This is a genomic window from Tenacibaculum finnmarkense, assembly GCF_900239185.1.
GTDB classification, from domain to species: Bacteria; Bacteroidota; Bacteroidia; order Flavobacteriales; family Flavobacteriaceae; genus Polaribacter; species Polaribacter finnmarkensis.
The window spans coordinates 1-19,816 of record NZ_OENA01000013.1 but is presented as its reverse complement, the minus strand read 5'-3'; the positions used below and the strand labels follow the sequence as shown (position 1 = coordinate 19,816).

At 31.9% G+C, this 19,816-nt stretch carries 16 protein-coding genes and 3 tRNA genes; 1 reads left to right on the top strand and 18 read right to left on the bottom strand.

Annotated features, from left to right (window positions below; all coding sequences use genetic code 11):
• Positions 1–206: 206 nt before the first annotated feature.
• From AQ1689_RS00955 to AQ1689_RS00890, 14 genes are all read right to left on the bottom strand, one after another.
• Positions 207–779, bottom strand: a complete 573-nt coding sequence (locus AQ1689_RS00955; protein ID WP_101916175.1) for an acyltransferase — start codon at positions 777–779, stop codon at positions 207–209.
• On the bottom strand, positions 772–1,737 hold the full coding sequence (locus tag AQ1689_RS00950; protein WP_101916176.1) for a Gfo/Idh/MocA family protein: 966 nt from the start codon (positions 1,735–1,737) through the stop codon (positions 772–774). The genes AQ1689_RS00955 and AQ1689_RS00950 overlap by 8 nt, the downstream gene beginning before the upstream one ends.
• Before the next feature lie 257 nt (positions 1,738–1,994).
• Positions 1,995–4,445: an SLBB domain-containing protein gene (locus AQ1689_RS00945; RefSeq protein WP_101954902.1), complete on the bottom strand. Its 2,451-nt coding sequence runs from the start codon at positions 4,443–4,445 to the stop codon at positions 1,995–1,997.
• A gap of 91 nt (positions 4,446–4,536) precedes the next feature.
• Entirely contained in the window at positions 4,537–5,862 is a 1,326-nt protein-coding gene (locus AQ1689_RS00940; protein WP_101916178.1) for a UDP-glucose dehydrogenase family protein, read from the bottom strand.
• A 138-nt stretch (positions 5,863–6,000) separates the two neighbouring features.
• Positions 6,001–6,075: transfer RNA gene (locus AQ1689_RS00935), tRNA-Val, on the bottom strand.
• A gap of 37 nt (positions 6,076–6,112) precedes the next feature.
• A tRNA-Val gene (locus tag AQ1689_RS00930) sits at positions 6,113–6,187 on the bottom strand.
• Between the two features lie 26 nt (positions 6,188–6,213).
• Positions 6,214–6,291: transfer RNA gene (locus AQ1689_RS00925), tRNA-Val, on the bottom strand.
• Positions 6,292–6,359: 68 nt separating this feature from the next.
• On the bottom strand, positions 6,360–7,568 hold the full coding sequence (locus tag AQ1689_RS00920) for a bifunctional folylpolyglutamate synthase/dihydrofolate synthase (RefSeq protein WP_101954901.1): 1,209 nt from the start codon (positions 7,566–7,568) through the stop codon (positions 6,360–6,362).
• A 66-nt stretch (positions 7,569–7,634) separates the two neighbouring features.
• Positions 7,635–8,567: an energy transducer TonB family protein gene (locus AQ1689_RS00915; protein WP_101954900.1), complete on the bottom strand. Its 933-nt coding sequence runs from the start codon at positions 8,565–8,567 to the stop codon at positions 7,635–7,637.
• Between the two features lie 68 nt (positions 8,568–8,635).
• On the bottom strand, positions 8,636–9,028 hold the full coding sequence (locus AQ1689_RS00910) for an ExbD/TolR family protein (RefSeq protein WP_058884351.1): 393 nt from the start codon (positions 9,026–9,028) through the stop codon (positions 8,636–8,638).
• Between the two features lies 1 nt (position 9,029).
• Positions 9,030–9,716 (bottom strand): MotA/TolQ/ExbB proton channel family protein, encoded by a 687-nt coding sequence (locus AQ1689_RS00905; RefSeq protein WP_101954899.1) that lies wholly within the window; start codon positions 9,714–9,716, stop codon positions 9,030–9,032.
• 83 nt (positions 9,717–9,799) lie between these two features.
• Positions 9,800–11,272, bottom strand: coding sequence for a sodium/proton antiporter NhaB (gene nhaB / locus AQ1689_RS00900; protein ID WP_101916183.1), 1,473 nt, complete (start codon positions 11,270–11,272; stop codon positions 9,800–9,802).
• A gap of 20 nt (positions 11,273–11,292) precedes the next feature.
• A complete protein-coding gene (locus AQ1689_RS00895) occupies positions 11,293–12,525 on the bottom strand; it encodes a Glu/Leu/Phe/Val dehydrogenase dimerization domain-containing protein (RefSeq protein WP_101916184.1) in 1,233 nt (410 codons plus the stop codon).
• A gap of 190 nt (positions 12,526–12,715) precedes the next feature.
• Entirely contained in the window at positions 12,716–13,831 is a 1,116-nt protein-coding gene (locus AQ1689_RS00890; protein ID WP_101954898.1) for an anhydro-N-acetylmuramic acid kinase, read from the bottom strand.
• Positions 13,832–13,931: 100 nt separating this feature from the next.
• Here AQ1689_RS00890 and AQ1689_RS00885 point away from each other — a divergent pair, with 100 nt between their 5' ends.
• A complete protein-coding gene (locus tag AQ1689_RS00885; RefSeq protein WP_101916186.1) occupies positions 13,932–15,074 on the top strand; it encodes an acyl-CoA dehydrogenase in 1,143 nt (380 codons plus the stop codon).
• A 170-nt stretch (positions 15,075–15,244) separates the two neighbouring features.
• On the opposite strand, the gene AQ1689_RS00880 is transcribed toward AQ1689_RS00885, so the two are convergent.
• The 4 genes from AQ1689_RS00880 to AQ1689_RS00865 all read right to left on the bottom strand — a co-directional run.
• Positions 15,245–16,033, bottom strand: coding sequence for a tRNA pseudouridine synthase A (locus AQ1689_RS00880; RefSeq protein ID WP_101916187.1), 789 nt, complete (start codon positions 16,031–16,033; stop codon positions 15,245–15,247).
• Positions 16,034–17,236, bottom strand: a complete 1,203-nt coding sequence (locus tag AQ1689_RS00875; RefSeq protein WP_101954897.1) for an acetate/propionate family kinase — start codon at positions 17,234–17,236, stop codon at positions 16,034–16,036. It lies immediately after the preceding gene.
• Between the two features lie 22 nt (positions 17,237–17,258).
• Positions 17,259–19,355 carry a phosphate acetyltransferase gene (pta, locus tag AQ1689_RS00870; RefSeq protein WP_101954896.1) on the bottom strand — a complete coding sequence of 699 codons (2,097 nt, stop codon included), beginning with the start codon at positions 19,353–19,355 and terminating at the stop codon, positions 17,259–17,261.
• Between the two features lie 205 nt (positions 19,356–19,560).
• A partial coding sequence (locus tag AQ1689_RS00865; RefSeq protein WP_145993712.1) for a type IX secretion system membrane protein PorP/SprF occupies positions 19,561–19,816 on the bottom strand: 256 nt, incomplete at its 5' end.

Below are 19,816 nucleotides of genomic sequence, written 5' to 3'. Positions count from 1 at the left end.
TTTTTTTACTGCAAAAAGGTGTTAATATATTTTAAATTTTCTCTTCATTGACAAACGAATTTATATTCTTTTTAATACTAAAAAAACATATAAACACCGTCAGTAATTCATACAAATATAAATAATAATTCATGAAAAATACAAGAAAAATAATTTATAAAAATAGTAAAATAAAATGTAATAATCAGCTGATAAAAGCAGGAAAATTATTGCCGAACTACTTGATTATTTACAATACGATATACACTATTGTCATATAAATCAACAGCGTTACCACTTTCATTAAATTTTAAGGTGTTTCCAGCCTTACTTACCCAACCTATTTGTTTCCCTGGTACGCCAACTATTAACGCATACGGTTTAACATCTTTATTTACAACAGCACCAGCGCCAACTAAGGCATATTCACCTATAGTAACACCGCAAATAACGGTTGCATTTGCCCCTACCGAACAGCCTTTTTTAAGTAGCGTTTTTTTAAACTCTTGCTTTCTGATGATAAAACTTCTTGGGTTTATTACATTGGTAAAAACCATCGACGGCCCTAAAAACACCTCGTCTTCTACCTCAACACCCTGATAAATAGAAATATTATTCTGTACTTTTACACCATTTCCTATTTTCACATTAGGACCAACAACACAATTTTGCCCAAAAGAACAATTTGAACCAATTTTTGTATTCGATAAAATATGACTGAAATGCCATATTTTAGTATGTGCACCAATTTGCACATCTTGGTCTATAAATGAAGAGCTGTGCACAAAAAAATCATCCATTAATAACGTTTTTACAAAATGGGTGATACGCTCCTTTTAAGCCAATAGCTTGCGAATTTATAATAGTGGTAACAGTGCTTATAGAAGCATAAGCCTGGTCTAAACCAAAGCCATTTCCTTTTAAAATTTCTTCATAGCTACGGGTGTGTAAATCTGTAAAACCATTGCTAAATTCTATTTCTTGTCCATCAACAATTATAGATCTAAAAGTTGTTAAACCACTCGCCTTAATATCTTTTGGAATATAATCATAATTAACAGACAAAAACCAGCGTACATTTGCATTTTTTAATTTAAAACTTCCCGCATTAGCATCGGCTTGTTTTAAATGTACAATAGTCTCTTGAACATCGCCAAAAATCCAACACAACATATCGTAAAAATGAACCCCAATATTAAAGGTAATACCACCTGATTTCTCTTGATTTCCTTTCCAAGAAGCAAAATACCATTTCCCTCTAGAGGTTAAATAAGTTAAATCAATATCATATACTTTTAATGGATTCTCTTTTAATTCTTTAGTAACTTTTTCTTTTAAAGCTATGATTGAAGGATGCAATCTTAACTGCAATATATTATATACCTTTTGCCCTGTTTCTTGTTCAATAATCTTTAATTGATCAATACTTTGAGTGTTTAAAACTACTGGTTTTTCTGAAATTGCATCAGCACCATTTTTTAAGGCAAATCGAATATGGGCATCGTGTAAATAATTAGGCGAACAAATAGACATATAATCAATTCGTTTGCTTTGATTATTTCTATGCCAGGTATCTATAAAGCTATCAAATTTTTCAAATTCTGTAAAAAAATCTGCTTGCGGAAAATTACGATCCATAATTCCGATGCCATCATAAGGATCTAAGGCTACAAGTAAGTTGTTTCCCGTTTCCTTTATCGCCTTCATGTGTCTTGGAGCAATATATCCTGAAGCTCCTATTAGTGCAAAATTTTTCATTTTATGATCGCCAACTTAGATTTTTCACAATTCCTTTTATCCATTATTACAGGAATTTCTTTTGATATTATTTAGTAATCAGCTCTTTTTATTAAAAAGCAAAAAGAGTTGTATAAAAATAAGGATGTTTTTCTTTAGTTAAATTTGATCAAAACATTTATAAACACAAACTTTAAACATCTCTTAGTTATTAAATAAAAAAGTAACACACCTTAAAAGCATGTTACTTTTTTATTGCTAATTTATATATGCAATTACTATTTATCTGTTAATGTTTTTACTAAAACCCCTAAGGTCGCTAAACCTGTTGTTATAGCAATAACCTCTTGTGTTGAAATTTCTCTAACACTTTCAGGTTTATTAGGCACTAAAATAACCGAACCTGGCTTTACTTTTGGATATGATTTAAAAAACAAAAAGCGTTTTGTCGTTTTAATATCACCATTGGCATGAATTACATATGCCCTACTTTTCTTTGCCTTTGCAGAAAAACCACCAGAATTCTCGATATATTGCTTAAAGCTTTTTCTTTTTTCATATCGAACTAATGATGGCGATAATACCTCACCTTCTACTTTTACCGTTTGTCTTTCTGAAGGAATAAAAAGCTCATCTCCTTCTTCTAAAATTAAATTATATTTTGACGACACACCACCCTTCGCTAATATCTTCTTTAAGTTAATCCCTATTTTAAACGATTTCCTCACATTAACTCGCTGCTTACCTGTACCTAACATGTCTTTTCTAACAAACTCAGTAAGTATTTCTGATTGCTTTTTATCTTCTATAGTATTATTTCTTCTAGTTAAAAAAGCTCCTTCAACATAGGCGAATTTTGTTAACCCACCTGCTTTTTTAATTAAATCTGATATTTTCTCATTTTTTAAACCGATTGCATATTCTCCTTCAAAATTAGTTTCTCCTTTAATAAAAACAGTTTTTTGCTTGGTATATCCTTTTAAATAGCGAACCGAAATAATATCAAAAGGCTTCAAGATAAAATGATTGCTAGCTGTTCCTTCTAAGCTTGTATTTGCACTAAGGTTAAAGTTTTTACTAATAGTCTCAAAACTTCCATCTTTTAATCTTCTTGATACGTCAATTGTTTTCGCATCAGCTCCATCTTTCAAACCACCTGCAAGTACTATTAAATCTTCTATTTGCATTCCTTGCATAAAATCAAATTTCCTTCCTTTATTTACGGCTCCATTAATAGTGATAAATTCTTTTTCTTTTAATTCTTCTTTACTAAAGATATAAATACTATCATTTTGCTTTAAAAACAACGTATCATTATTTTCTTTTAACGAAAAAGAAATAGTCTCTTTAGTTATTTCATCATAAGTTCTTGTAATGATTCCTCTATCTAAAAAAGCTTCTTTGGTAAATCCTTCTGCTTTATTTAATAAATCGGTTACTGATAAGTTTTCGGTATACTGATAATTCCCTGGTTGAAAAACAGCCCCTATTATGGTTATTTTGTTTGAAAATTCATCAGCAATTTTATTGATTTTTATAAAATCGCCATCTTTTAACTTCTCTATAGCTAATTTTTCTTGTGGTATTTCTACCATTTCTTTTTGAATACCGTTAACTCTTTCAACAACGATATTTTGTTTATACGCATTTGAAACAAAACCACTACAGTAGTTTAATAAATTTGAAAGTGTTTCAGAAGCTTTCATTTCATACAAACCAGGTCTTTTAACAGCACCTTCGATGGTTACTAATTTTTTGTAGGGTTTTACAATGATAACATCCTGATCTTGCACGGTTATATTTCCTTTTTCTAATCCGTTTACTAAAAACTCATAAAAATCGAAATCAGCAATTTTCTTTCCTGATCTAAAAAGCCTAATATTTCTAAGCGTTCCATTTTTTGTTGGTCCGCCAGCAGCATATAACGAGTTTAAAACTGTTGAAAAAGCACTTAAAGAATAAGAACCAGGCACTTTCACCTCTCCTACAATGTTTACCTGAACATTTCGTACTTCTTTTATCGAAACAGCAATATTCACTTTATTATAACTATTTGAAGAGGCTGTTATTCCTGCATAAATTCTCTTTAAATAATTTTTTATTTTTGATTTTGCCGCTTTAATAGGTAATCCTACTAAATGAATATAACCAACACCTTGAATATTAATAGCACCTTGCTTGTTTACTTTTTTATCGTAATTAGCTTCAGCTGCTCCCCATAAATCAACAGAAATAACATCTCCTGCTCCAATAATATAATTCTCAGGAGTTGCTACATTTAAATTTGGCGTAAACGAAATATTTGGATTATTAAAAAAATCATACCCAAAAAGTTTTTCTTTTGGTTGCGCTTCGCCTTGCCCACCTGTTAAACCAAAATATACATCATCAGAGCCTTTGGTTAAAACTTTATCTTCAGGTTTATCGTCAACTTTTGAATCAACAACGTCATTATTTCCTAAATTAAGGATTCTAGTTTTTAATTTTTGAGCTTGTAACTCAGACATTCCTTTGGTTTTAGCCATTACTAAGGCCTGTTCTAAGGTATATCCTTGTTTTTTACTTTTATCGCGATAGCTCGCTACTTGTTTATCTGATAAATTATCAACCTCAATATTATTTAATTGTGATTGTGTAGCCTGACCGTATGTTGCTATACTAGCAAATGAGATAAAAAGCATACAAACAACTTTCATCAATTCTTTTTTCAATGTTCTTTTCTTTTTCAATGTTTCTGTTTTATAATTAAAAAATTATCTATGCAAAGTAATGATAATAACTTATCTCTTTTATAATAAAAAAGCAGCGCCCGCAAAATAATTATTTTTTTCCTATTTGATAGTATTCAAAACCTTTTTCCTCTAAGTTAAATGCGTTATATTGATTTCTACCATCAAAAATAACAGGAAAACTTAACTGCTGTTTTATTTCTGTAAAATCTGGCGAACGAAACTCTTTCCATTCTGTTAACATTATTAAAGCAGTTGCCTTTTTTAAAACATCATATTTTGATTCGAAGTAAGAAACTCCTTCAACATCTTTTAAATAAAAATGCTGTGCCTCTTGCATTGCCTTCGGATCATAGGCTTTTATTTTAGCACCTCTTTTCACCAATTCTTTTACCACATAAATAGCGGGCGATTCTCGCATATCGTCTGTTCCTGGTTTAAATGCTAATCCCCAAAGGGCAAAAGTTAACCCTGATAAATTTTCACCAAATCTTTTAATTATTTTCTCTGCAATAACAAATTTCTGACGGTTATTTACCTCCTCTACCGAGGTAATTAATTGTGCATCATAGCCATTTTCTTCCGCTATTTTCTTTAAAGCTTTTACATCTTTTGGGAAACAAGAACCACCGTAACCTGCACCAGGATAAATAAAACTGTAACCAATTCTACTATCAGAACCAATACCTACACGTACACTATTTACATCCACACCTACTCTTTCACAAATATTTGCAATTTCGTTCATAAATGAAATTTTAGTAGCTAACATTGCATTTGCTGCATATTTTGTCATTTCTGCCGAACGAATGTCCATGGTTATAAAACGCTCGTGTGTTCTAAAAAATGGACTGTATAATTCTTTCATGCGATCAAAAGCATATGCTGTTTCTGCACCAATAACAACTCTATCGGGCTTCATAAAATCACTAATAGCATCTCCTTCTTTTAAAAACTCAGGATTTGAAACGACATCGAAAGTAATATCTAAAGCTCTTGCGTCTAATTCTTTTTGTATGGTTGCTCTTACTTTATCGGCCGTTCCGATTGGTACGGTTGATTTATCAACAACAACAAGCCTTTTAGTCATTTTAGCTCCTATTTCTTTAGCTACAGATAAAACATATTGTAAATCTGCAGAACCATCGTCACCCATAGGGGTTCCTACAGCAATAAAAACAATAGCAACATCATTAATAACCTTTTCTAACTCTGTAGTGAAAAACAAGTTTTTTTGAGCAACATTTTTAAGAACCATTTTTTCTAATCCTGGTTCATAAATAGGAATAATTCCTTGGTGTAGTTTATCTATTTTATTTTGATCAATATCAACACAAGTAACTTTATTTCCCATTTCTGAAAAACACGCACCCGATACTAAACCTACGTAACCTGAACCTATAACCGCTATATTCATCTACTAGTTATCTTTTGACTTTTTTATTGCAAATATACTTTTATCTATTTAAAAAAAATATTTTTTTAAACTTATTAAAAATAGCCCAAAACAATTATAAAACAAAAAAAGTCTCATCAAAAATGATGAGACTTTTAGTGGGCGCGAAGGGATTCGAACCCCTGACCCCTTGGGTGTAAACCAAGTGCTCTGAACCAACTGAGCTACGCGCCCAAAATACTTTTAGGACTTTTTTATTCGGTAATCTATGTGGGCGCGAAGGGATTCGAACCCCTGACCCCTTGGGTGTAAACCAAGTGCTCTGAACCAACTGAGCTACGCGCCCTACTATGCAATTAACCTTAGGTATTTTGGTGGGCGCGAAGGGATTCGAACCCCTGACCCCTTGGGTGTAAACCAAGTGCTCTGAACCAACTGAGCTACGCGCCCTATACGCTAATTGCGGGTGCAAATATATAACTCTTATTTAGATTGACAAAACTTTTTTTCAATTATTTTTATAAAATTTCTGCAACAACAAAGGTACTTCCACCAATATAAATACAATCTTCGGAGTTTGCCTGTGTTTTTGCCGACTCAAAAGCCTCATTTACAGAACCAAACAAATCCCCTGTTAAATTAAACACCTCAGCTGTATCTTTTAATTTTTTTTCTGATAATCCTCGTATAATATTTGGTTTACAAAAATAATACCTCGCATTTTGAGGAAACATCGGTAAAATAGCTGCTAGGTCTTTATCAGAAACGACTCCTAAAACAATGTGTAAATTTTTATATTGTTCATTTTTAAGTTGTGCTAAAGTATAAATTAAGCCTTCTTTATTATGTGCAGTATCACAAATTATTTTAGGTTCTTGCTGTAAAATTTGCCAACGACCTTTTAAATTAGTGTTTTCGACTACTTTTAACAAGCCATTTTTGATATTTTCTTCAGAAACAACAAAATCTTTTAATTGACTAATCGCTTTAACTGCCGTTTTTACATTTTTCGATTGATAATCTCCTAACAAATCGGTTTTATAACTATAATCTTGATCAGAAGCAAATACTATTTCAGCATTACAGTCACTTGCTTTATCTATAAAAACTTTTTCAACTTCTTTTTGACGCTCGCCAACAACAACAGAAATATTATCTTTTATAATCCCTGCTTTTTCATACGCTATTTCGGGCAATGTTTCGCCTAAAAACTGCGTATGATCTAAGCCGATATTTGTAATTACCGAAACTTCTGGAGTAATAATATTTGTTGAATCTAACCGACCACCCAATCCTACTTCAATTATAGCAATATCTACTTTTTGTTTGGCAAAATAATCAAAAGCCATACCTACGGTCATTTCAAAAAACGATAATTTTTGAGCTTCTAAAAATTGTTTATTTTGAGAAATAAAATCAATAATACTTTCTTGCTCAATTTCTTGCCCATTAATTCGAATACGTTCTGTAAAATTTTTAAGATGTGGCGAGGTATATAAACCAACTTTATACCCTGCTTCTTGTAAAACACTAGCAATTAAATGACTTGTAGATCCTTTTCCGTTAGTTCCACCAACATGAATAGTTTTAAACTTTTTCTCAGGATTTCCTAATTCATTACTTAAAGCAATACTATTGGTTAAATCTTTTTTAAATGCCGTTTTACCTTCTTTTTGATACATTGGTAATTGCGCAAACATCCAATCTAAGGTTTGTTGATATGTCATCTATATATTGTTTTATAACCTCTCGATAAATAATCGGAGGTTATATTTATTTAAATAAAAAAATAATTATTCTGATAAAGAGAACTTGTAGATAATTGTACCTCTTTGTTTTTGGGGTGCATCATTAGCAGCATTCCAAATTGTTTTTAAAGCCGCTTGTTTTGCTGCTTTTTCTAAACAAGGAGCCGAACTTGTACTACCTTTTAAACCGCCAGTTTGTGCTTTGGTTACTATTCCATTTTTATTCACCTCAATACTCACTACAATTGTACCTTCTTCCTGGCAATCTGGTTTTTTTATAGGTTTTGATAAGGCTTTTCGCCCTGCTAAATTATAATTACCACCAGTTCCACTTTTTGAATTTCCGTAGTATTTACTAGCCTTCGAATCGCCATTTTTGTTTCCTTTTATACCAGATTCAGCATCGTCACCTTCGCCTGTTTTTGCACCTGTGTTTGCTGTTCCGTTTAGTAAACTATTTAAAGCATCTGTGGTTTGTTTTGAAGGTTTTGGCTTCTTTTTTGGCGTTTTCTTTGGTTTCTCTTTAACCTTTTCTTTAATTTTTTCTTCGGGTTTTTCTTCGGATGTATCTTTTACAACCTCTTTTTCCTTGGTTGATTTAGCAATACTAAGAGCATCTTTTGCCGTATCATCTGTAATAATATCTTCCTGAATTTCTTGAGAAGATTCATTTAACGGCTGTGTTTGCTCCGTAATTTCCTCTTCAACTTCTTCTTCAGGCTGATCTTCAGTGTTTTGATCAAAGTCTTGCGATTCATTTTCTTCTGAAACAGCTTGTGATGCGGCTGCTAATTCCATTTCTTCCACAGGCTCACCGCTTCCAACATCCGAAGAACCTAAATTAATTGCCACCCCGTACTCAATCGGCGGATCTAAATATTTTATTCCGAAATTAAAAACTCCGAAGAGTAAAAGCATCAAAATAACCGCAGTAATTACCGCCGCCTTACGTTGATGTGCTGTTTCTAATATTTTCATTACTTAATTTATCGATACTATTTTTACACTCCTTTTTGCAAAAAACAAGTTAGAAATACAGGTCATTATTACTTTGCTTTTACCGCTAAAATCATCTTTAATTTATTTCGATTGGCAATATCAATCACTTTCATCACATTTTTATATGCTACGTTTTGATCGCCTCGAATTACCACTGTTTTCTTTTTATCTGTGCCAACTTTACTTAATATTGTTTTTTCTAAATTAACAGCACTTACTTTTGTTTTATCAATATAAAAAGCAGAATCTTCGGTAATACTCACTGCTATTGCGCTATTATTTTCTGTTTTTCCGCCTGCTTTTGGCAATAAAACATCAATGGCATTTACCGTAACTAAGGTTGATGTTAGCATAAAAAATATCAACAATAAAAAAACAATATCCGTCATTGACGACATATTAAAACTTGGATCTACTTTATTTCTTCCCTTTAAATTCATTTTATGCAGGTTCGTTTAATAAATCTAAAAAATCAACCGATACGGCTTCCATTTGATACACCACTTTATCGGTACGAACCACCAAATGATTGTAGGTTATATAACTTATAATTCCTACAATTAAACCTGCAACCGTTGTTGTCATAGCGGTATATAATCCGTCAGATAATAATTTAATATCAATTTGCCCACCTGAATTTGCAATTTCATGAATAGCAATAATCATTCCAATTACTGTTCCTAAAAACCCAATCATAGGAGCTGCTCCTGCAATAGTTGCGATAACAGAAACATTTCTTTCAAGTTTATAAACTTCTAATTTCCCAGCGTTTTCAATCGCTTTATTAATATCTTCTAAGGGTTTTCCGATTCTTGAAATTCCTTTACTAATTAATCTTGCGTTAGGTGAATTGGTGTTTTTACACAATTGCTTTGCACTGTCTAAATCTCCACTTGTTACAAAATTTCTAATTTTATCCATAAAATTTTTATCTATTTTTGAAGCTGCTTTAATGGCAAAAAATCGCTCAAAATAAATGTATAATGCTACGGCTAATAACACAAATAGGATGGCAATAATAATTTGGCCTCCTAGCCCTCCGTCTTTAATTAACTGAATAATAGATAATGTTTTTTCAGCTGATATTTCATCAACTAAACCCGTTTCTTTTTGAATGTATGCGAACATGAACGTCATTTTGTTTTATATAATACTAAAAAAATCCTGAATATAAATTCAGGATTTAAAAATACACTATTTTTTTTATTTATTTAAGACAATAATAGTTTTACCATTATATATCCTAATCCCCCTAAAACTATGGTATAAGGAAATGCCATTTTAACCATTTTACCGTACGATAAATTAATTAACGGCGCTAATGATGATGTTAATAAGAATAAAAATGCTGCTTGCCCATTTGGTGTTGCAACACTTGGTAAATTAGTTCCTGTATTAATTGCGATGGCTAATTTTTCAAAATGTTCTCTTGTTATATCACCATTTTTAAAAGCTTGTTCTACCTCACCAATATATACCGTTGCTACGAATACGTTATCGCTAATTGCTGATAAAAATCCATTAGCTACATAAAATAACCCTGGTTGTGATGCTGGGTCTTGACTTAACGCCCAGTGAATTATTGGGCTAAATAAATGCTGGTCATGAATCATTGCCACCACTACAAAAAAGACTACTAATAATCCTGTAAAAGGCAATGCCTCTTCAAAAGCAGGTCCTAATTGATGCTCATCAGTAATACCAATAAAAGCTGTTTGTACAATAATCAATGCCAAACCGATAAACCCAACAGGAGCAATATGTAAAGCCAATCCTGCAATTAATAATATTGCAGATACTCCTTGAACAATTAAAGCATATTTTTCTTTAGCTGTTCTTTTAGCATCTTCTTCTTCGGTGTATTTACCGATAATATTTGCCGCTACAGTTGGTAATTTATCTCCAAAACCAAACGATCCTGTTAATTCTAAAACAACTGTTGTTGCCATCCCTGCTGCTAAAACAGGTAACGTAATAGGTGCCATTTTTAAGAAAAACTGTACAAAATCCCAACCTAATCGTTCACCAATTAGTAAATTTTGAGGCTCACCAACTAAGGTACAAACTCCTCCAAGAGCGGTACCAACAACACCGTGCATAATTAAACTACGTAAAAAACTACGAAATTGCTCTAAGGTTTCTCCACTTAATTCTTCTCTATCTAAAACTCCATCATGATCATAATCTGAAGAGCTCGAATGTATTTTGTGATACACTCCATAAAAACCAACAGCAACACTAATTAATACTGCCGTTACCGTTAAAGCATCTAAAAACGCTGATAAAACCGCTGATAAAAACACAAATAATAATGACAATAATACTTTCGATTTTATTTTTGTAAAAACCTTACTAAAAATAAACATTAGCAAAGGTTTCATAAAATAAATACCCGCCACCATAAACACTAAAAGTAATACTACTTCTAAATTTTGAGCTACTTCATGATAGGCATTTTTAGCGGTGGTTAAGCCCAATGCAACTGCCTGAATAGCTAGCAAACCTCCTGTTAAAAGCGGATAACACTTTAGTGCCATTGCTAGGGTAAAAATAAACTCTGCTATAAAAAGCCAAGCGGTTATTGTTTTTCCTAATACAAAAAAGGAAAACACGTTGAAAACTAAAAAACTAAGCATGGTTATTTTAAACCACTTAGGACTATTCCCTAAAAAATATTTAAACATCATTTTTATTTATTGTGCCTTTAAACCAACTCTTTTAGAGCTATTTCAAAAGCTGTTGAACAAATTTTTGTTTTTGCAGCACTTTTAGAAAAAGTTCGTTGTAGTGCTTTTTTAATTGTGTTTGAAGTATCGTCAAAAATGGCTTTATCTTGCATTGGAAGTGCTACTTTTGCTTCCATTAAATAAGCAAAAACTCTAGCAATACCACAATTAGAAATAAAATCAGGTAATAAACTTACATGACTATCGGTATATTCCATAATAGGACCGAAGAAAATTTCTTTATCAGCAAAAGGAACATTTGCTCCTGGCGATATCACTTCTAAGCCTGTGTCAATCATTTTTTGTACCTGGTCTTGAGAAACTAATCGTGAGGCTGCTGCTGGCACAAATATTTCCGCTGGCACATTCCAAATTTCTTCATTAATTTCATCAAAAGGAATCATTTTTTCAGACACTAACTGATTACCGTCTTTTGCTAAAAATAAGGCTGTCATTTCTTCCATAGAAAAACCAGCTTCATTAATAACACCACCTTCTCTATCAATAATTCCAACCACTTTAGCACCTAACTGTGTTAAGTAATAAGCCGCTGCCGATCCTACATTTCCAAAACCTTGAACAATAGCTCTTTTTCCTGAAATTGAACCTCCGTAAAGGTTGTAGTAATGTTTTACTGCCTGGGCAACACCATAACCTGTTAGCATATCTGCTACGGTATATTTTTTTGATAAATCAGGTGAAAATTGCTTGTCTTCTATAACCTTAATTACCCCTTGGCGCAATTGCCCAATTCTATTAATTTTATCGGCTTCAGTTGGTTTAAAATGTCCGTTAAAAATTCCTTCCTGCGGATGCCAAACACCACAACTTTCTGTTAAAGGAATTACATCTTTATCGGCATCAACATTTAAATCACCACCAGTTCCGTAATAATGTTTTAATAAAGGTGTTACCGCTTTATACCAACGCTCTAAAACACCTCTTTTTCGAGGATCGTTAGGATCAAAATTAATGCCTGATTTTGCACCACCAATAGCAGGTCCTGAAACAGTAAATTTCACTTCCATTGTTTTTGCTAACGACAATACTTCATTTTTATTTAAACCTTTACGCATTCTGGTTCCTCCACCTGCTGCACCACCTCTTAAAGAGTTGATCACTGTCCATCCTTCCGCTTCTGTTTCTTGATCTTTCCAGTGAAAAACGATTTCTGGCTCTTTATTTTCGTATATTTTTAATAATTCTTTCATATTCTATTTTAATAAATGTTTACCTTAAAATTGCTACTATCTTGTTTTTGAAATACGCTATTGAGCGAAGCTAAAGTTGATTCATTTAAATTATTTTTTGAATTATTATGATACTTAGTTGAAAACATACTGTCACAAATTTACTATAAAAAAATGATAGGTAACAATTTTTTATTTTAAAAATAAATAGCTATTTATTAAAAATAACACCCGAAGAATGATCTTTTTTTGCACCTGTAACACTTTTTAAACAATTCACCTGATTTTCAATACGTAACAGCCCTAAAAAAGCAAAAATTAACGCTTCTTTGTAATTAATAAGTGCTTTTGATGGTATTTCAATTTTTTGTTCGGCATAAAATTCAATTCTGTTCATTAAGAAATCGTTAAAAACGCCACCTCCTGTTATTAAAACAACGTCATTTTTATGAATTATTTTGCCTATTTGAATTGCAGCATGTTCAATAAAAGTGCGTAAAATAGCTGGGATATCTTTTTCTAAAGTATCAATCAGCGGAAAAATAATCAAACGAACCCATTCTAATCCTAACGATTTTGGTGCTGATTTTTTATAAAAATCTAACGCGTTTAATTTCCTTAATAATTCTTGATTTATTATTGCCGATTTAGCAATTTGTCCTTTATCGTCATACTCAAATCCTAATTTTTGCACATAATGATTCAAAACAATATTTACAGGGCAAATATCAAAAGCAATTCGGGTATTTTCTTGATTATTTTCGCCTAAATTATCATTTAAACTATCTTTTACATTATTTTGATTTTTTAAATGATAAGAAACATTGGCAAAACCGCCTAAGTTTACGCAAAAATCATATTCAGAAAATAATAACTCATCACCAATAGGAACAAGCGGTGCTCCTTGACCGCCAAGCGCAACATCTTGGGTTCTAAAATCGCAAATTACTTTTTGATTGGTTTTTTCTGATATAATTTTACCATGACCAATTTGAAGTGTAATTCCTTTTGCTGGTTGATGTAAAATTGTATGCCCGTGCGAGGCGATAAAATCAATAGCATCTATCTTGTTTTTTTTGATAAATCCATTAATTTCTTCTGATAATAAAACCGCATATTCAATATCTAAACGAATTAAATCATCTTTTGAAAAATTAATTGCCCCTTGTAATTTATCTTTCCAAGCACTCGAATATGCGATTGTTTCTGCCGCTAAAATTTTAAAATTCTTATAGTTTTTTTTATCAAACTTTACAAAAACCAAGTCAATCCCGTCTAAGGATGTACCAGACATTAAACCTATTATAAAATAAAAATCATCATTCATATCTGTAAAAATAATAAAACACGGTTAAAAATACGCTATTAAAAAAGTATCTTTGGATGAATTTTTTACGGATTTAACAATTATTAAACAATCATAAATTATGGATTTTAGTTTAACAGAAGAACATATAATGATTCGTGATGCAGCTCGTGACTTTGCTCAAACCGAATTATTACCAGGCGTAATTGAAAGAGACAACAAGCAAGAATTTCCTGATTCTTTAGTAAAAAAAATGGGAAAACTTGGTTTTATGGGAATTATGGTCGATCCAAAATACGGCGGAAGCGGTATGGACGCAATTTCGTATGTATTAATTATGGAAGAATTATCTAAAATTGACGCATCGGCATCGGTAATGGTTTCTGTAAACAATTCCTTAGTTTGCTATGGTTTAGAAGCTTTTGGAACGGAAGATCAAAAGCAAAAATACTTAACAAAATTAGCTAGTGGCGAACAAATTGGCGCGTTTTGTTTGAGTGAACCTGAGGCAGGTTCTGACGCAACATCGCAAGCAACAACAGCCCAAGAAAAAGACGATCATTACCTAATTAATGGTACAAAAAACTGGATTACAAACGGTGGGCGTGCCGATGTTTATTTGGTAATCGCACAAACTGACCGAAGTAAAAAACACAAAGGAATCAACGCTTTTATCGTTGAAAAAGGTGCCGAAGGTTTTCATGTTGGTCCTAAGGAAGATAAATTAGGAATCCGTGGTTCTGACACACATACCTTGCAATTTAACAACGTAAAAGTACCTAAAGAAAATAGAATTGGTCAAGATGGTTTTGGCTTTAAATTCGCCATGAAAACTTTAGCTGGAGGAAGAATCGGAATTGCTGCACAAGCCTTAGGAATTGCTTCTGGAGCGTATGAATTGGCATTAAAATATTCAAAAGAACGTAAAACTTTTGGTACAGAAATTTGCAATCATCAAGCAATTGCTTTTAAACTTGCCGATATGTACACTGAAATTGAAGCCGCAAGAATGTTAGTAATGAAAGCTGCCTGGGACAAAGACCAAGGAAATAATTATGATATGTCGGGCGCAATGGCAAAATTATACGCCTCAAAAGTAGCGATGGAACAATCGGTTGAAGCTGTGCAAATTCATGGAGGAAATGGTTTTGTAAAAGACTATCATGTAGAGCGTTTAATGCGGGATGCAAAAATCACTCAAATTTACGAAGGAACTTCAGAAATTCAAAAAATAGTAATTTCGAGAGGGCTTATTAGAGGGTAAGAAATAGTTTGATCAAGAAACCTAAATAAACTAAAAGTCCATTATTTTTATAATGGACTTTTTTTGGGCGTTACCACAAGGGTCGCGCTTTACGTACTCGCTTTTTATTCATTCTTCATAAAAGAGCTCAAACAAAACTTCAATCGCTAACGCAAAGAGCAACTATCTCGTTAATCCAAATCTTTAAATTCTAATTTATGCAAATGTAAGCCAGAAGCAGGTGCTATATTTTTAATAAATTCAATATCTGATTCAGGGTTTAAACTGTCTTTTATAAAATCTAAACCGTATTCTCCTTTTCCTAAACTGTGTAATCCGCCCATTATTAAACGGATTTGGTTTCTTAAAAAACCTTCGCCTCTAACAATTAACACAAAACTCTCTTTCGGGAAAAAAGAAGCTGTTAATTCCGTGTTTTTTTCAATGCGACAATATTCAATACTTCTTTCCACCTTTGTTTCTTCCGATGGTTTTGTACAATATCTTTTAAAATTATGAAAACCCTCAAATAATTGAGCACCTTCTTTCATAATTTCCAAATCTAACTGATCTCTAAATCGGGTTAAAAAAGGTGCGGCATACGGATGATTTTTTTCACCATAAGAAAAATAATAACGATATTCTTTTATCTTCGGATGCTGAATTATATTGAATTTTTTATCGATATCTTCAATTTTTAATGCCCGCATATCGCCTGGAGCATTGGCATTAAAATCAATCATAAATTGCTCAAAATCTACGGTTTCATCAATAAATAACTGAAACGCAAAATGAGTCGCCGATACTCTGGCATCGGTTCTACCGACACCCAAACTTTTTAAGCGGATTCCTTTAAAAATAAATTTTAACGTTTTATCTAAAAATAAATGACCTGTTTTTAAATTTGGCTGTTTTTGCCAGCCGTGAAAACGAAATCCTAAATACTGAATGGTAACTAAATACGTGTTTTTGTAATTCATTTATTGTAATAAATCGTATGCTTGTGTTGCTATTTCTAATTCTTCATTGGTTGGAATTACCAATACTTTTACTTTGGATGTTTCTTTGTGAATTTCTGTTAATTCTCTGGCTTTTACATCATTTTTATTTTCATCTAACTCAATACCAAAATATTCTAAACCTGTACAGGTTAATTTTCTGATAAGTATTGAATTTTCGCCAATTCCAGCGGTAAAAACAATCGCATCAACGCCATTCATCACCGCAATATAAGAACCTATATATTTTTTAATTCTATAGGCATTCATATCTAAGGCTAATTGACAATTTTTATCGCCTTTTTCTGCCGCATCTTCAATATCACGCAAATCGCTAAAACCTGTTAAACCTAACATTCCGCTTTGCTTTTGCAACATATCTGATACATATTTAGCATCATAGCCTAAATTTTCTATTAAATAGAAAATTAAAGAATGGTCAATATCACCCGAACGAGAACCCATAATTAAACCTGTAACAGGGCTAAAACCTAAGCTATGGTCAATACTAATTCCATTTTCAATAGCCGTAATACTACAACCGTTTCCTAAATGAATGCTTATAATTTTAGATTTTTCTTGCTGTAAACAGTTGTTTTTATGCAAATATTCGATGGCTTTTTCAGAAACATATTTATGACTTGTTCCGTGAAAACCGTATAATCTTATTTTATTTTCTGTTAAAAATTTATTGGGAATAGAAAATTTATGCGCTTTTTCAGGAATGGTTTGATGAAATGCCGTGTCAAAAGCTGCCACTTGAATAGCATCTGTAAAAATAGTTTCGGCAACCTGTATTCCTTCTAAATTTGCAGGATTATGAAGCGGTGCTAATGAAAATAACTCTTCAATTTTCTTTTTAACCTGAGCAGTTACTACAGCTGTTTCTTTAAAAGAATCACCACCATGAACAACTCTGTGCGCTACTACATTGATTTGGTTTGTACTGGTAAGTACACCTATTTTTTCATCTAATAATAAATTGACTACTTTTTGTAAACCTTCTTTATGATTTTTAATATCAGAAATTTCTTTACTTTTATTTTCTTCTGATTTATAATGAACAACGCTTTTTTTCAAGCCAATTCTTTCAACTAAACCTGCACAAATAACCTGCTGTTGTGGCATTTGAATTAATTGATATTTTATTGATGAACTACCTGAATTTATAACTAATATTTTCATGTTTTATTTTGTATTAGAAAGCTTATTGATCTTGTGCTTGAATTGCGGTTAAAATTATGGTATTAAAAATATCATCAACAGTACACCCTCTACTTAAATCGTTTACAGGTTTGTTTAAACCTTGTAACATTGGTCCGATTGCCAAAGCTCCTGTTTCTCTTTGCACGGCTTTATAAGTATTATTTCCTGTATTTAAATCAGGGAAAATTAACACGTTTGCTTGCCCTGCTACTTTTGAATCTGGCATTTTCTTTTTTCCGATAGATGGATCTACAGCCGCATCATATTGAATAGGACCTTCTACTTTTAAATCGGGTCTTTTTTGTTTGATAATCGCTGTTGCTTCTCGAACGGTATCGACATCTTCTCCTTTTCCTGAAGCGCCTGATGAATACGATAACATCGCTATTTTTGGGTCAATTCCGAAGGCAATACTTGAATCTGCCGATGAAATTGCAATTTCCGCCAATTGTACCGCCGTTGGATTTGGGTTAATTGCACAGTCGCCAAAAATAGACACTCTATCTTCTAAACACATAAAAAATATTGATGAAACTACCGAATATCCAGGTTTTGTTTTAATAAATTGTAATGCTGGTTTTATAGTGTGTTGCGTAGTATGTGCAGCCCCTGAAACCATTCCATCAGCCAAGCCTTTGTGAACCATCATGGTTCCAAAATAAGAAACATCAGCCATTAAATCTTCTGCCATAGCAGGGCTTAATCCTTTGTGTTTTCTTAACGCATGTAAAGTGCTTGAAAAATCAGCAAAATAAACCGATTCAATAGGATTTATAATATCAATTTTATCAAAATCAAAAGAAATATTTAAACGTTTTACAGCTGCCTGAATAAGTACTTTTTTTCCTAAAATAGTTAATTTAACAACATTTGTTTTTTGAAGTTGTGATGCCGCTATTAATATTCTGTCATCATTTCCTTCAGGTAATACAATGTGTTTTTTAACCTGTTTTGCTTTTTTCAATAAATTATATTGAAACATTCTTGGCGTAAGAATATCAGTTCCTTTATAGGTTGTTAATTTTTCGTTTAAAGCAGTAACATCTACGTGTTTTTCAAAAATATTAATAGACATTTTTATTTTATCAACATTTTCGGCGTAAATATGCGCTCTTACGCTTCCTAACTTTGTAGTAACCGCAAAAGTTCCTTCTTTTACCCATAAAATAGGCACGGTTTTCTCTAAACCTTCAATTAATTTAATTATTGATGGATTTAATGCAATTCCTCCTGTTAAAACAATTCCAGAAATTGACGGGTAATTCGTAGAAATATTTGCCTGTAAGGTAGCTAGCAAAATATCCGACCTGTCGGCAGGTGTAACCACAACACTACCTTCGGTTAAGTGCTGTAAAAAATTAGCCAATTGCATGGCTCCTACTTTTATATCGCCCGATATATTGTTTAAAAATTCTTTACCAAATAAAATTTTTGCTTCAATGCTATTTGAAAGCTCTTTAATGGTCGGGTTATTTAATTTTTTATGAATCGGAATGGCGTTTATAGAAACATCTTTGGGTAAGTTTTTACCAACCTCTTCAATAATGGCATCAATATTTGAAGCTTCAATTTTATTGGCAACAACCGAAATTACTTTAACTTCTTTATTCACAAAAGAATCATAAGTTAAGCGTAAACCTTGAATAAAATCATCTAACGTTTTATTTAATCCGCCAGAAACTATAATTACAGGAATCCCTAAGTTCTTTGCAATTAAAACATTCAAATCCATTTCAATAACAGCTCCGTGATCTGAAAAATCAGTTCCTTCTACAATTACAAAATCATTTTCTTGTTCTAAAATTTTATATTTTTCAATAATTGTGCTAATCACCTCATCTTCCTTATCATCATTTAATTTATTGATTAATTCCGATCGTGTAAAAGCATAACAATCATCATAAGCACACTTAATTTTAAAATAATTAAGAATGGTATTTATATGATTGTCCTTTTTTCCATTAATAGGATTATCAATAATAGGCCTAAAATAACCAACCTTCGGTTTTTTTCGGAGCAATAGTTGCATTACTCCTAAACTCAACATTGATTTACCTGAATTAGCTTCACTTGCAGCAATATAAATAGCTTTATTCATCTTTATTTTTTTTTTTTGCAAAACTAGAATAATTAAAATTACTTTTTTATGATAATTGTTAGTATAAATTACAACTTTATAATACACGAAAAATCATAGAAATTACAAGGCTTAAAATAGGTTATTTTTTTAATATACCTATTCAACTCATAAAAAAACCTCTTAAAATATTTTAAGAGGTTTTTTATTAACATCGTTTATTTTACTATAATATTTCATCAACATTAAAACGAAGTAGTATTTCATGTGTTCCGTTTTGATAGGTACTTAAATCATTTAAATACAGGTTGTATCCGTAGCCAATATCAAACCATTTTGTTGCCGATATTAAGCTGTTTAATTGAATAGCATTATTCCATGAATACGACATTCCTACATTATAAAACTCTTTTATATTTAAAACCGTATTTACATCAAAAGACAAAGGCGCACCTTCAATAAAACGAACCAAAACCGATGGT